Genomic DNA, 13,727 nt, shown 5'->3' on the forward strand with positions numbered 1-13,727 from the left:
ATTATGCCTCCCATCAATATCACCCACGTTATCACAGGCTTATCGGTCGGAGGCGCCGAAAAAGTCTTGATGCGCTTGATTCATGAAATGGATCCGGCATGCTATAAAAACAGCGTCATTTCTTTGACCGATCTGGGCAAACTCGGCCAGCAAATGGTTGAGAGCGGGGTGAACGTCTCTGCGTATAATTTCTCCAAAGACAGTAGCAACATTTTGCCTTTCATGAAGTTGTGCCGCGGGATCAGAGGTCAAAAGCCCGACATTGTGCAAACGTGGATGTATCACGCTGACCTGATAGGTGGAATTGCGGCCAAACTGGTCACTTCCGCCCCAATCATCTGGAACTTGCGTCAAAGTAATCTTCATGACGTTCACAGTAAAAAATCGACCATTCGAACGGCCCATTTGTGTGCCAAGGTGTCTTCGCTGGTTCCCAATACAATCATTTGCGGTTCCGAAGCTGCCCATTCCGTACACTCCGAAATGGGCTACGACGTCACCAAGATGGTGACTTTGAAAAATGGTTTTGACCACAGCAAATACAAAGAAAATTCCGAAATCGGCGTAGCTTTGCGCAAAAAAATCGGCATATCGGAGAGCTCCTTTGTCGTCGGCAACTCGTCTAGGTATGACCCGCAAAAAGACCACGAAACCTTTTTGAAGGCAGCCAGCTTGCTGATGAAGGCCCATGACGACGTCGCCATTTTGCTGTGCGGTGAAAACATCTCCGAAGACAATGACGATCTTAAGAGCCTTATCGAAGAGTACGGTCTGACGTCAAAAGTTCACATTCTTGGTCTGATGCACGATATGGTCGAGTTCTACTCCGCTATTGATGCTCTCGCCTTAAGCTCGGCGTTCGGTGAGGGGTCGCCCAATGTCCTGGGCGAAGCCATGCTGTCCGGCCTGCCGTGCGTTTCGACCGATGTTGGCGACAGTGCACAAATCGTCAATGACTATGGTTACATCACCAAAGTGGGGGATTATGACGCGTTTGGGCAGGCCCTGATCAAATTGTCGAAAATGTCGCCGTCTGAACGCAAAGCTATGGGTATGAGCGCGCGCAAATACATACAGGATTCAAACCCGCTGTTGACGATGGTGCAACGTTACGAAGCCTTGTATCGTCGCGTTTACAGCCAGCAATACAATACCGTTTGTTCGGCCACTTAAATCAATTCACACGTCAGTTCGCAAAATGATCGATCATATGTATGACAGCGTCGAACAATTGCAAGAAGGTGATGCCTACACTTGTGTGGTGAACTATACCGATGCACTGGTGGAGGCTTTTGCCCAGGTGTCCGCCGACCAAGCACCGGTCCATATGGATGATCAGCACGCTCAATCCCTGGGCTTTGAAAGCCGGATCGTGCATGGCTTGCTGATCAACAGCGCTTATTCCAAAATGTTGGGCATGCATTTGCCGGGGCCGAACACGGTTATCCAACAGTTGAACTTTGATATGCTCAAGCCCGTATACGTGGATGATACCTTGGAACACCGGGTCGAAGTTGCGGCGCTAATCGAAGCTGTTAAGGGCGTGAAGTTGAGACTGTCCGCCGTCAATCAAGTCGGCACGTTGGTGAACCGAGGATCCGCCCTGTGCGTTTTTCGTTCTGAGTTTCCATGATTGAGCATTGAGACATCTATGCAGGTTCAAGAAGGTGATCGAATTTTTGTGTCTGGAGCCACCGGCAGCATCGGTGAAGCCGCCGCGCGCCTGTTGTATGAGCGGGGCCTGAAACCGCTGATCGGTTACCACCGTAATGAAGTCAAAGCGCGTCAGTTGGCCCAAGAGTTGGATGGCGAGGCGGTTCAGCTCGGAACCGGGGAACTGCATCTACCCAACCCGGTGGAAAACGAAAGCAGCCCCATAACGGGCATCGTCCTAGCCGCGTCGCCCGTGTTGCGGATCGAACCCCTGCGAAAGCTCGACATGGTCGATCTTCAAGCCCAGTGGGATGTGAACGTTGGGGAACATTTCCAGCTGTGTCAGGCTCTGATCAACGCTCACATGAAGCAAAACCGCCGGGGTGTCGTCGTCGGTGTGTTGTCTGATGCCATGGGCGGCGGCAATGCGAAAGCTGCACCGCAGATGGGGGCCTACACGATTGCTAAGTATGGCCTGTTGGGCCTGATGAAGGCATTTGAAGCCGAATATGCGTGGTTGAGGTTTGAGCCGGTTTCTCTGGGTTACACTGAAACTTCCATGCTCGATGCATTCGATCCCCGGTTTTTGGATATGATGCGCAAGAAAGAACCCAACCAGAGATTTAGCAGTCCACAAGAAGCCGCAGCTAAAATCGTCGACGCGGTTTTTGCAACGTGATGGTTCTGACATTTCAAGATTAAACGAATTGGGGTTTGCCCGTATGGCTCAGATTAACGCGCCGACAGATCTTTTCTGGCTCAAGAAACATCAAGACTTGCCTGATGCGATCGGCACGCTGAGAGACCTGTCCTTTGGTGACGCGGCCGGAGTGGAGCTGGCGCGCGTGTTGTCGCTGCACCAGATGAGCTTTTTGGAAGAGAAGAAACTCGACCGTATCGTTCAATCGCATCTCGAGGCCGCGCCTGGGTTCGAGCACGAAAAGCTCAAGCGGATCAAACTCGCGATTTTGGCGGATTCGACCTTTGATCACTTGGTCGCATCCTTGCGTGTTGCAGGATTGCGCCGGGGCTTCATAATTGATTGTTACGTCGCGCCCTATGGGCAAATTCAACAACAAGTCTTTTCGCCGACGTCGGAGCTGAAGGATTTCGACCCGGACGTGGTCTTGATTTCGCGCAATACGGCGGGGCTGGTTTCTGCGCTGACGCCGGGTTTAAGCGGCGAAGATGTGGACGCCATGGCGGCCTCGCACGTGGAGGAACTTTCTAAAGTTTGGCAAGCCCTCAAGTCGGAACTTGGCGTGACAGTCGTTCAGCAAACCGGCGCGCCCATTGCGCCTACACTGTACGGCAGTTATGACCGCCATGTCGCCTCTTCGCCGCGGACGTTTGTGGAAAAGTACAATGACGAGCTTTGGCGCGCTGCCGCCGAAACGGGTTGCTTACTTTTTGATATGGACCAGCTCTATGCGAAGTATGGCATTGTAAACATGTTCAATCCCATGCTTTGGAACCACGCCAAACAGGAGACGGCCCCCGCCGCCGCGCCCATCTGGGCTGATTACTGTGTCCGCACGTTGCAAGCTGCATATGGGCTTTCGAAAAAATGTCTGGTGCTCGATTTGGACAACACGCTTTGGGGCGGCATCATCGGCGACGATGGTCTTCAGGGTATTTCGTTGGGCATGGGCAGTGCCGTTGGTGAAGCGTTTTGGGCCTTTCAGAACTATGCCAAGCAGCTCAATCAACGGGGCATCTTACTGGCTATTTGTTCTAAAAACACCTACGAGGTGGCCGCCGAGGCCATCAATGCACACCCCGAAATGGTTCTGAAGGAAAGCGACTTCAGCGTCATCAAAGCCAACTGGCAACCCAAGCCGGACAACATTGCCGAAATCGCTCAGGAGCTGAACATCGGTCTCGACAGCCTGGTCTTTTTCGATGACAACCCGATGGAACGCGACCACGTGCGCCAAGCGCTGCCGATGGTCTGTGTGCCCGAAGTTCCGCAAGACCCGGCGCACTATGTAAACTGCTTGGAAAGTGCGGGGTATTTCGAGACCGTCAGCTTGACCGCAGACGACTTGGTGCGCGCCTCACAATACAAAGCGAATAAGGAGCGTGCTAAAGTCGAGCAGAGTGCCGACAATATGGAAGCCTACCTGTCCAGCCTGGGTATGGAGCTTTCCATTTCCCCGTTCGTTCCGATCGATATGCAGCGCATCACCCAGTTGGTCAACAAGACCAATCAATTCAACGTCACAACCAAGCGCTATCAACAGGCGGAGCTAGACCACCTCGCCGACAACGAAGATGTCTTGACCATATCCGCACGCCTGAAGGACAAATTTGGGGATAACGGTTTGATTTCTGTAGTGATCGCAAAGCATGGCGAGTATGCGGGCGGGCCTGCGCTGATCATTGACACCTGGCTAATGAGCTGTCGGGTTCTGGGCCGAATGGTCGAACATGAGCTGTTCAATCATGTACTGGACTATGCCCGGCGAAAAAACATGGAGGTTGTGGTTGGAGAGTATATTCCGACAGAGCGAAACGCCATGGTGAGTGATCTGTTTTTGCGTTTTGGCTTTGCGGCTGAAGGGGAGAGTGTCGGGGTGAATAAGACTAAGACATCAGAGACTTTTGTGTTAAAAATTGACGCAAATGTCGCCGCACTAGACACACCAATCAACGTTTCAGTTTCTTAAATGTAGGCCGTAGAATATGATACACGAAGAAATTTATGCTGTGCTCAATGAGATTTTTTGCGATGTATTGGACGACAGCTCGATCGAGCTCAAAGCCGAGACGAGCGCCAGCGAAATCCCGGAATGGGATTCCTTCAGCCACATCAACTTAATTGTTGCGATCGAACTGCATTTCGGCCTGAAATTCAGCAGTTACGAAGTCGAACGTCTGGAAAATGTCGGTGGCATGGTCGAGCTCATCGCGACGAAACTCAAGGGCTGATGTTCCAATCATTGTGACCTCACGCTAGATGCCATTTAACTCATTCGATTTTATCTTCGTCTTTCTGCCGCTTTGCATTGTGGGGTATTACCTCGTGCAAAAGTATTTCGGCAAGACGCCGTCTTTGGTGTTTTTGCTGGGTGCATGTTTTGTGTTTTACGGCTGGTGGGACCCGGGCCTGATCTGGGTCATATTTGCATCAATCGGATTGAACTTTTTTTGCAATGTCGTGTTGACGACGCTGGATCGAAAGCAAGAAACCACACGTTTCATTGTTTTGATTTTTGGGGTAGGCCTGAACCTATCCCTGATTGCTTATTATAAGTATTTCTTCTTTCTGGGCTCCATTGTCGATGATGCGTTCTCGACGTCATTCAATTTCTCGGAGCTGATTTTGCCGCTGGGCATTTCGTTTTTCACGTTCCAGCAAATTGCCTTTTTGGTCGACACCTGGGGTGGACATGTGAAGCGCCAAAGTCTTTTGCATTACGCGTTGTTTGTCACCTTCTTCCCCCAGCTGATCGCGGGCCCCATTGTGCGCCACGATGAACTGTTACCGCAATTTCGAAAAATGACGCTCTTTTCCAACACCAATTTGAGCATCGGCTTGACCTTCTTTATCATCGGTTTAGTCAAAAAGGTTTTGATCGCCGACAACCTCGCGCTGTTTGCAACCCCGGTATTTGTCAAAGCCGAGGGCGGAACCTTGGTGTCGTTTGTGGACGCCTGGGGGGCGGCGCTGGCGTATACATTTCAGCTTTACTTCGATATCTCCGGATATGCCGACATGGCGGTTGGCTTGGGGCGTATCTTTGGTATACGCATTCCGCTGAATTTCAATTCACCCATGAAAGCCAAGAGTATCATTGATTTTTGGCAGCGTTGGCACCTGACGTTGACGCACTTTTTAACAGGCTATTGCTACAACCCGATCACATTGAAGGTTACACGCTATCGCGCCATCAGGCGCCTGCCGGGGCTACGGGGTGGTGTGGGCACCCCCGGCGCATTTTTGTCGCTACTGGCCATGCCGACCATGATCACTATGACATTGGCCGGCATTTGGCACGGTGCAGGCTATCAATTCATTGTCTTTGGTTTTTTGCACGGCCTGTTTTTGGTTCTGAACCACGCCTGGCGGGGCTTGATGCACAGTTGGCATGTGAAACTTGGGGCTTGGGCGAAATCGGTCCTGACGCTTGCGTCCGTCGCGCTCACATTTTCACTGATTGTCGCTTTATTTGTCCCGTTTCGTTCCGGCTCAATGGACAGTGCCATCAACATCTGGCAAGGCATGATGGGGATGAACGGCATCGTTTTGCGCGAGAGCTATGCTTCGATCCTGGGCCCCATTGGCCCGGTCTTACAAAGCCTTGTCGGGTTGGAATTTTCAAACAGCGCCATGTTGATCTTCAAAGGCACAGACCAAGTCAAATGGCTGGCGTTCGCGTTGTTCATCTGTTGGGCGCTTCCCAACACGCAGGAGTTTATGGCGCGGTATTTGGTGATGAAAGACCGTTCGGATGGTATATCGACCGACAGTCCTGTCTTTCACAGCTACGCCCACATTCGCAAAATTCCGGATGTGATCAGCTGGAAGCCGAACGTATTTTGGGCCATTTTGGCGACTGGGGCATCAATCGCCATCGTCAACAAACTGACCTCGACATCCGAATTTTTGTACTTTCAATTTTAAACCAGCAGTCAAGCCGTGATGAAAACTTGTAAGACATACAACATCGTCATATTGGGCTCTATCACCGTTTTTTTGATCGGTGTTATGGGCTTCAATTTCATCAACGATCCGTGGGCTTTGCGTTCTGGTGGGCAAGCCCAGTGGGATACGACAAACTATATTGATGTATCAAATGAGAGGGTGACGCATGCCTACTGGATGCGGCGAAAACCCATTGATGTCCTGCACATCGGATCTTCAAGGGTACGGCAAATGCTTAATTCGGGGTGGGACGGCTATATCAATACGGATGTGGCGGCAGAGATTTATCCAGAGATGTCCGTTTACAGCGCGGGCGTTTCAGGAACCAATATACATGTCATGCGCCGCATCGCGGAACACGCGGTTGAGCTCCACGACGTCCAATCTGTCATTATGATGATTGATTTTGTGTCCATGAACGATGCCCGCCCGGACGGTGCAGGATGGAAAGACGAGCGCTACTTAGGTGGGCGCATTACCGAAACGCCGATTGCCGTTTATTCGAACTTTCTCAGCTTCGAGATGGCCAAAAGCTCTTGGAGCAAACTTAACCAGGATGAAAAATCACCTGTAGACGTGACGCGAAAGTCGCGTACGCGCTCCCAGCGTGAAACGTTGTGGCAACAGGCGTTGGTCGAGTTTTACCGCTATGACCTTTACGGTTGCTATTCTCTGTCTGATCAAACGGCTGAGCACTTGGATAAGGCTTTGGCTGTTTTAAAGCAGAACAATGTCGACGTGATTATCATGACGCCGGTCATTCACAGCACGTTGTTGGAAATGGTGGAGTGGACAAACAATTGGCCGAACTATGAAAAGTTTTTGCATGTGTTGACAGCGGTTGGGGCCAAGTATGACGTTCCCGTCTGGCACTTTTCACCTTATTCGCAATTGACGTCTTTCGATGTCTTAAGCGAGTCTCACAAAATCGATAGTGACGATACAAACGTGCATAGTTTCTATGATCCTGGCCACGCCAGCCACGCATTGGTCTCTGATGCTCTTCGTTTGGTGAAAGGGTTCAAGACCCGTAATGATACGCCTTCTGATTTTGCTGTGAAGTTGTTGCCGAAAACTGTTGACGGAGAATTGGCTAAGCTCGCCCAAAGCCGTCTCGAGTTTCTCAAAACCGCACCGGATATTTTGAGTTTGATGCCAAAACGCCAACCTGCGGACAGATGTCAGTAAGCCCGCCTCAGAAAAGCGTGTGGAATGACACAAAACAATCCTCATCTGCAGCGTGGCTCACGGCAGTGTTGGCAATGATGCTCTCCGCGAAATTTCATCTGTTACGCCCATTAGCCCGAATGCCTGAACCAAGGCCTATGTGGAACGTATGAAGGCATTTACCCATGCCTTTCAGAGGGTGTTGTGAGATCGTATCGTCGAGCGTCGAGGCTGCGTTTTCTTGACGCCTGATTCCAGAGTGGCCGATGGCAGATTAATATTGTTTTGCATAAAAGCGATCATACATAGGGGCTGACATGGCTGTGAAAGCTTAAAACAAATGGAATTAAGGCGTATTCAGGAAACCTGTGAGGAAGCACTCAGGTCCGTCACTCAAGAACAAGAGACCGCTCTCCGATCTCTTCGGGTGCTTTTGATCCAGCCTCCTGAAATCGATGGTGTGAAATCTCTGCTTCCTCACTTTCAAAAGGGGACGAAAAATGTCGGATTTAAGCCGCCCTTGGGACTTCTGTCGATCGCCAGCACGCTTCAGGACCGGTCTTGCCATGAGATTGAGTTAATTGATGCAATTGCCGAGGAACTGACGTTTGAAACGTTGCTGGACAAGGTTGTTGCATTTCGACCCGATGTCATAGGGATTACGGCTTGGACAGATTTTTGGTGGCCTGCATTCCATACGTGCGAGATCATCAAACAATCTTTGCCTCATGTTCATATATGTGTAGGGGGGCCGCATGTCGGCATTTACCCCACAGAAACATTGGATATGGATTGCGTTGACAGCGTCGTTGTCGGTGATGGGGAAATGCCATTTCTCTATTTATGCAACATGGTGTCACACGATCACCTGATCAATGATTTCCCAGGCCTACATATCGCCGCAGGCGGGGTGAAGACGCCGCCACTTAGGCAGTTTGTACAAACCGACCTCGATGACTTGCCCATGATAAATCGGGCCTTATTGCCAATCTCAAACTATGGCTCTGTTTTAAGTAAGACGGCAGTTTCGACAACGATGATCACGAGCCGTGGATGCCCATACCGATGCACCTTTTGCAAACTGGATTTTCAAAAAAATGTGGCTCGATCGGCGGACAATGTCGTTTCCGAATTCCAACGGATTGCGGACTTAGGCATTCGTGAGGTTGAAATCTATGACGATACATTTACCTGGGGAAAGGCGCGCCTGCGCAGCATTTGTGAAGGTTTAATCGCCTCTGGCAATCAGGTGAAATGGGCTGTTCGAGACCGGGTTTCATCAGCCGATCCTGAATTGTATCAATTGATGTATCAAGCAGGGTGCCGCCGTATCCATTTAGGCATTGAATCTGGTGTTCAAAGTGTCTTGGACAAAATGAAGAAAAGGATCACCCTCGAGCAGGCCCGGTTTGCAATTCAAGCGGCACGAGAAGCCGACTTTGAGATATTGACCTATTTTTTGTTCGGCAATGCAGGAGAGTCCGTGAAAGATATGGAGCGGACGATTGAATTCTCCATTGAATTAGACGTAGATTATTCTGAGTTCTCCATCACTATTCCGTACCCAGGGACAGAGATGTATCAAACGATGCTGTTATCCGGGGAGATTGAAGGCGATTTTTGGCTGGCGTATGCCAAGGCCCCTGTTCCTCATCTGTCTCCCGACCAAGTCATTGGAAATAAAAAGAGTTTAGCCGTTCTGAGGAAGGCGCTCAATCGTGGGAACCGTAAATTTTACTATCGCCCTCGCTATTTAATCCGTGAACTATTACGGGTCTCTAGTTTTTCGGAATTGTTTCGAAAAATGCGCATGGGAGCCCGTCTCGCACGGTCTGTCTACATTAAATAGTCCGCCTTGAGCGCCAACCGCTCTCACGCGTCCAGATGGCCCCTTCTAGGGCTTCATGCCCCGAAACGCCCCTCAGGTTGGGGTGAAAAACGGCCCCGTTTAGACGTTACAGAGGGCTTGTTTATGCACCCGTTATGATACAAAATGTGCGCTGCAACAAGATGTTAGGGGTGCTGAATGGCGGGCTTAGGATTTGATTTCGGAAAGCCTGGATTGCTTGAAAACGTTGGCAATTTTAATCACCAATACGAGTATGCTGATTAACGGGATATATGCTTTTTGAAGCATTTAACATGTCTGTGTGACGGCGTCACTTCGTCTTAAGTTTTGACTATTTTTCGAATTTCACCGGGTGCGTGGCCGGGTGCGTGGGAAGGACCTTCATGGACAAGATTAGAGATAAAGTCGCGGGAATTGTTTTTGAGGCATTGGAACATTCCTGGGCTGAATATGACCATCATGAAAAGGCTTCAATGGACAGTGCCATTTTTGGCAAAGATTCTCTGCTCGATTCCACAGCCCTTGTCTCTATGGTTCTCGATATCGAAGAGCATGTTGAGGAGGTCACCGGCGTGACGGTGTCTTTATTAGACGAGAAGGCCGTCTCACAAGAAAAAAGCCCATTTCGAAACGTTTCTGCGATGATTGAATTTGTTATGAGTTCGATTGAGGAGCAATAGACGTGTCTGATTTACCCGTATTGGTGTTGACTGGAACCAGCAGAGGAATTGGGCGACACCTTGCAGAGCACTATCTTGCAGATGGCTGGATCGTTGCCGGGTGTAGCCGTTCTGAGACAGACATCGATCACGAAAATTTCCATCATACCTGTTTGGATATAACCGATGAAAAAGAGGTTATCAAATGGGTTCGAAAAGTCTCCCGTGAACAAGGGCGCATAGATGCGACGATTAACAATGCTGGTGCGGCCAGTATGAACCATATTTGCCTGACCCCAGCGGCAACGGTTGATCGATTGATGGACTTGAATTTTAAAGGAACATTCTTAGTCTCGCGTGAGAGCGCGAAGGTCATGATGAAGCGTAAGTATGGACGGATTGTGAATTTTAGTTCAGTTGCTGTGCCCCTGACTTTGGAGGGTGAGGCCGTGTATGTCGCTTCAAAGTCTGCAGTTACGGCTTTTTCCCAGGCGATGGCCCGGGAAGTTGTTGAGCATAACATCACCGTTAATGTTGTCGCCCCACCCCCGATTGATACAGCCTTGACCCAGAGCGTGCCCAAGAAATCCATGGATAGGCTGCTGGGGCGCATGTGCGTGTCTCGTTACGGTCAGTTTGAGGACGTGCACAATGTCACCGACTTTTTCCTGAAGCCAGACAGCTCAATGGTGACCGGTCAGGTTATTGCGTTGGGTGTCCCCTCATGAGCAAATGGCTGCTTGAAACCTTAAAAGGATATGGGGCAAGCGACGCGATTGTCTGGAATGGGAAAATAACGTCGTACAGTGAACTGGTTGATATAGCTGAAATGCTAGATAAACAGTTTCATGAGTATGGAATACGGCCCGGTGCAACAGTTGCCTTGGTTGGTGATTTCGCTCCTGAAACATGTGCTGGGTTTATCGCCTTACTCGGCCAGAGTTGTATAATCGTTCCCTTGATGCCGAGCACATATGTTAAGCATCCTGAGTTTCTTGATATTGCAAATGTTGATTATATTGTCGACAGCCGTGACGGCATCTCTATTCAAAAGCGAGACGCCAGCCCACGTCATTCTCTTATTCAAGAGCTGGTGGACCAGGGGCATCCGGGATTAATTCTCTTTTCCTCCGGCTCGACGGGTGGCAGTAAAGCCGCTGTACATTCTTTGGTGTCATTGTTGGAGAAATATCGCACAAAGCGTCCGGCAATGCGGTCTTTGACGTTCTTGTTGTTAGATCACATTGGTGGCGTGAACACGTTTTTCCACGTGATCTCTAACGGAGGCATGCTTGTCGCCACAAGCGACCGCTCGCCAGCAGGTGTGTTTAAAGCGATAGAGTTTGCCGGTGTCGAACTCTTGCCTGTTTCGCCGACTTTTTTGAATTTGTGTTTGCTCACGAAAGAGTATCAAAATTACGATATTTCAAGTCTGCAGAAAATTACCTACGGTACGGAGCCTATGCCGCAGAGCACTCTTGACGCGATACACAGAGAGTTTCCTGGGGTGACTTTGCAACAAACCTACGGCCTGTCTGAAGTTGGAATATTAAGCTCAAAGAGCAAAAGCGATGGATCGCTGTGGGTGAAACTTGGCGGGCATGGGTATGAAACGAAGATTGAAGACGGGCACTTGTTGATCAAGGCTTCTTCCGCAATGCTGGGCTATCTCAATGCTCCGTCACCGTTTGATGAGGATGGTTGGTTAAACACCCACGACATCGTCGAACGTGATGGCGATTATATTCGCTTCAAAGGCCGTGATTCCGAAATTATCAATGTTGGCGGTGAGAAAGTGTTTCCTGCAGAAGTTGAAAGCCTGCTGCTTGAGATCGATAACATCCAAGATGTGACCGTTCGGGGTGAACACAACAGTTTGCTGGGGCAAATTGTTGTGGCAACAGTGAACCTTGAGTATGAAGAATCTTCTCGTGAATTAAAGAGACGCATTCGGATGACGCTTAAGGGCAAAGTGTCTGATTATAAAATCCCTCATAAAGTCGAGGTCGCAACGTTTAATCAATACAACAACCGGTTTAAGCGCATGCGACGTGCAGAGTTCGGCAAGGAGGGCGCATGAGCGAATGCTTCTTGCTGGATTCATCCCACCTGGAGGACGTTATTCAGGCTCACCTCGAAACATGGGAGGCCTCTTCATTATCGGTTCAGCTGGGCCCTACATTTCTAAAAGCTTTTTATAATCTTGCCATAGAAGACCCAGCCACGATTGCCGTTGGAATTCGCCAAAGTCATGACGCTCAAATCTCTTCATGGTGCTTGGGGTTTCGCCAATACAGCGCATTTAACGCCACGCTCAAAAAAAGACTGGGATTGAGCCTTTATTTTCTTGTCGCTAAAAAGGTTTTAACAGGAACGATTTCGATTGGGCAGGTGGTCGATAACATTCTGGGAAACGATCAGGCCCGGTCGGTGAAATGCCCGGAAAACCACTTGGGAGCCTTTGGCTGCATTGGCAAAAATTTTGAAGATGTGCTTTTATTAACAAAATTGATCGCCTACACTGCCGCACAGTTGTGTGAAACAGAATCAGCATGTTGGGCCGTTACGAACGACACGAACAAAGGCGGAAAAATGGTCATGAAAAGAGCTGGTTTTTCGCAGATTGATGAAATCCAAACAAAAGACAGAACACTTGGGATCTATGAGTTCTCTTCAGGCACTTAATGTGGATTTTTTTCGCTGTCCGAGCTGTCATAGCGAGAATATGATTGCAGGTTCCGATGGTGATGTGTGGGCCAAATGCTCGGCTTGTGGTGAGCAGTTCAGCTATTTTGACGATTTTCCATTTCTTGTTTCGCAAAGTTTTATGGGATTGGTTCGAGATGCAAACAGCGTCACGATCGAGGCTCAAAACTTAGATGCAATGCCTGCCGATGTTGTTAAGCAAGCAAATATCAAGTTTCACAATGATATTGCCGAGCAATATGAGCACGATGTTTCAACATACGACATATTTAAAGAGGGTGGAGCTTGTCAGCATCGCTTGCAAGAAACCATTCAGGAAGCTGGGAAGGCTTCTGGAAATGACGTGTTGCTCGATGTGTGCTGTGGAACCGGCAATGTATTGAGAACAGCGGATAACGTTTTCAAGAACTGTATTGGTATCGATATTTCGACCAATATGATGAAAATTGCTCACAAGCGCGAACTTGAAGTCCTGGGCGCAGACGCAACGAACATTCCTTTTGCCAACGATAGCGTGAATTGCGTAACAGCTTTCAGCGCATTGCATCACCTTGTTGATTACACGGATGTTGTTCAAGAAATGGCCCGCGTGCTGAAGTCAGGTGGGACTTTTTACACCGATTGGGATCCGAACGGGCATGTCACACACACAGGCTGGGCGGTCTCTTTGTTGGTGAACACCGTTCATTGGGTGCGCCGGATGATTTTAAAAGGGCAAATACCTGAAACGGATGAACAACAAGTTGCTGAGTTTCACCATAATTCAGGTCCTGGATTTGAAGCTGAAAAAGTTGCTGAAGTGTTGCGGAATGCAAACTTTAAGTCGGTAGAAGTTGTCTATCACCTCAACCCAAACAGCTTTTCAAAGAGCTCGAAATGGTCACCTGTCATTGCCGTGATGGGATTTTTGAAGCTGATTAGTTTTGTCTCCCCAACACCTAAGAACCTCTACCCTTGGGTTGCCGTCAGGGCAATCAAGTAGCTTGAGATGTCTATTGGTTGTGCTGACAAAACCCTTGTGAGATTTTCGTTTTAGGTCGGTGAG

13 protein-coding genes are annotated in these 13,727 nt (G+C 49.4%); all 13 read left to right on the top strand.

From position 1 onward, the window contains the following. The first annotated feature begins 3 nt into the window (after window positions 1-3). The 13 genes from V5T82_RS09025 (at window position 4) to V5T82_RS09085 (ending at window position 13,664) form a co-directional block, all read left to right on the top strand. Window positions 4-1,173: a glycosyltransferase family 4 protein gene (locus V5T82_RS09025; protein ID WP_332895295.1), complete on the top strand. Its 1,170-nt coding sequence runs from the start codon at window positions 4-6 to the stop codon at window positions 1,171-1,173. Window positions 1,174-1,198: 25 nt separating this feature from the next. Further along, the gene (locus V5T82_RS09030) at window positions 1,199-1,633 is read left to right on the top strand and encodes a MaoC family dehydratase (RefSeq protein ID WP_332895296.1); all 435 of its coding nucleotides are present in this window, start codon (window positions 1,199-1,201) and stop codon (window positions 1,631-1,633) included. A gap of 18 nt (window positions 1,634-1,651) precedes the next feature. After that, window positions 1,652-2,332, top strand: a complete 681-nt coding sequence (locus V5T82_RS09035) for an SDR family NAD(P)-dependent oxidoreductase (RefSeq protein WP_332895297.1) — start codon at window positions 1,652-1,654, stop codon at window positions 2,330-2,332. Between the two features lie 43 nt (window positions 2,333-2,375). Then, on the top strand, window positions 2,376-4,322 hold the full coding sequence (locus V5T82_RS09040) for an HAD-IIIC family phosphatase (protein WP_332895298.1): 1,947 nt from the start codon (window positions 2,376-2,378) through the stop codon (window positions 4,320-4,322). A 16-nt stretch (window positions 4,323-4,338) separates the two neighbouring features. Beyond that, complete coding sequence (locus V5T82_RS09045; RefSeq protein WP_332895299.1) at window positions 4,339-4,584, top strand: acyl carrier protein; 246 nt, start codon at window positions 4,339-4,341, stop codon at window positions 4,582-4,584. A gap of 28 nt (window positions 4,585-4,612) precedes the next feature. Beyond that, the gene (locus tag V5T82_RS09050; RefSeq protein WP_332895300.1) at window positions 4,613-6,280 is read left to right on the top strand and encodes an MBOAT family O-acyltransferase; all 1,668 of its coding nucleotides are present in this window, start codon (window positions 4,613-4,615) and stop codon (window positions 6,278-6,280) included. A gap of 252 nt (window positions 6,281-6,532) precedes the next feature. Continuing rightward, window positions 6,533-7,489, top strand: coding sequence for a hypothetical protein (locus V5T82_RS09055; RefSeq protein WP_332895301.1), 957 nt, complete (start codon window positions 6,533-6,535; stop codon window positions 7,487-7,489). Between the two features lie 319 nt (window positions 7,490-7,808). After that, window positions 7,809-9,317, top strand: coding sequence for a B12-binding domain-containing radical SAM protein (locus V5T82_RS09060; RefSeq protein ID WP_332895302.1), 1,509 nt, complete (start codon window positions 7,809-7,811; stop codon window positions 9,315-9,317). A 383-nt stretch (window positions 9,318-9,700) separates the two neighbouring features. After that, window positions 9,701-9,997, top strand: a complete 297-nt coding sequence (locus V5T82_RS09065) for a hypothetical protein (RefSeq protein ID WP_332895303.1) — start codon at window positions 9,701-9,703, stop codon at window positions 9,995-9,997. A 2-nt stretch (window positions 9,998-9,999) separates the two neighbouring features. Then, on the top strand, window positions 10,000-10,704 hold the full coding sequence (locus V5T82_RS09070) for an SDR family NAD(P)-dependent oxidoreductase (RefSeq protein ID WP_332895304.1): 705 nt from the start codon (window positions 10,000-10,002) through the stop codon (window positions 10,702-10,704). Beyond that, complete coding sequence (locus V5T82_RS09075; RefSeq protein ID WP_332895305.1) at window positions 10,701-12,056, top strand: class I adenylate-forming enzyme family protein; 1,356 nt, start codon at window positions 10,701-10,703, stop codon at window positions 12,054-12,056. The genes V5T82_RS09070 and V5T82_RS09075 overlap by 4 nt, the downstream gene beginning before the upstream one ends. Then, the gene (locus tag V5T82_RS09080) at window positions 12,053-12,661 is read left to right on the top strand and encodes a hypothetical protein (protein WP_332895306.1); all 609 of its coding nucleotides are present in this window, start codon (window positions 12,053-12,055) and stop codon (window positions 12,659-12,661) included. The genes V5T82_RS09075 and V5T82_RS09080 overlap by 4 nt, the downstream gene beginning before the upstream one ends. After that, window positions 12,639-13,664 (top strand): methyltransferase domain-containing protein, encoded by a 1,026-nt coding sequence (locus tag V5T82_RS09085; protein WP_332895307.1) that lies wholly within the window; start codon window positions 12,639-12,641, stop codon window positions 13,662-13,664. Before V5T82_RS09080 ends, V5T82_RS09085 begins: the two co-directional genes overlap by 23 nt. Window positions 13,665-13,727 lie beyond the last annotated feature (63 nt).

This window comes from Magnetovibrio sp. PR-2 (assembly GCF_036689815.1).
Lineage (GTDB): Bacteria > Pseudomonadota > Alphaproteobacteria > Rhodospirillales > Magnetovibrionaceae > Magnetovibrio.

Excerpts from the sequence above, each read along its gene's own strand:
- V5T82_RS09085 (WP_332895307.1), top strand. The coding sequence starts at position 12,639 with ATGAGTTCTCTTCAGGCACTTAATGTGGATTTTTTTCGCTGTCCGAGC.
- V5T82_RS09045 (WP_332895299.1), top strand. The coding sequence starts at position 4,339 with ATGATACACGAAGAAATTTATGCTGTGCTCAATGAGATTTTTTGCGAT.
- V5T82_RS09050 (WP_332895300.1), top strand. The coding sequence starts at position 4,613 with ATGCCATTTAACTCATTCGATTTTATCTTCGTCTTTCTGCCGCTTTGC.
- V5T82_RS09030 (WP_332895296.1), top strand. The coding sequence starts at position 1,199 with ATGATCGATCATATGTATGACAGCGTCGAACAATTGCAAGAAGGTGAT.
- V5T82_RS09060 (WP_332895302.1), top strand. The coding sequence starts at position 7,809 with ATGGAATTAAGGCGTATTCAGGAAACCTGTGAGGAAGCACTCAGGTCC.
- V5T82_RS09040 (WP_332895298.1), top strand. The coding sequence starts at position 2,376 with ATGGCTCAGATTAACGCGCCGACAGATCTTTTCTGGCTCAAGAAACAT.
- V5T82_RS09025 (WP_332895295.1), top strand. The coding sequence starts at position 4 with ATGCCTCCCATCAATATCACCCACGTTATCACAGGCTTATCGGTCGGA.
- V5T82_RS09035 (WP_332895297.1), top strand. The coding sequence starts at position 1,652 with ATGCAGGTTCAAGAAGGTGATCGAATTTTTGTGTCTGGAGCCACCGGC.
- V5T82_RS09055 (WP_332895301.1), top strand. The coding sequence starts at position 6,533 with ATGCTTAATTCGGGGTGGGACGGCTATATCAATACGGATGTGGCGGCA.
- V5T82_RS09065 (WP_332895303.1), top strand. The coding sequence starts at position 9,701 with ATGGACAAGATTAGAGATAAAGTCGCGGGAATTGTTTTTGAGGCATTG.
- V5T82_RS09080 (WP_332895306.1), top strand. The coding sequence starts at position 12,053 with ATGAGCGAATGCTTCTTGCTGGATTCATCCCACCTGGAGGACGTTATT.
- V5T82_RS09075 (WP_332895305.1), top strand. The coding sequence starts at position 10,701 with ATGAGCAAATGGCTGCTTGAAACCTTAAAAGGATATGGGGCAAGCGAC.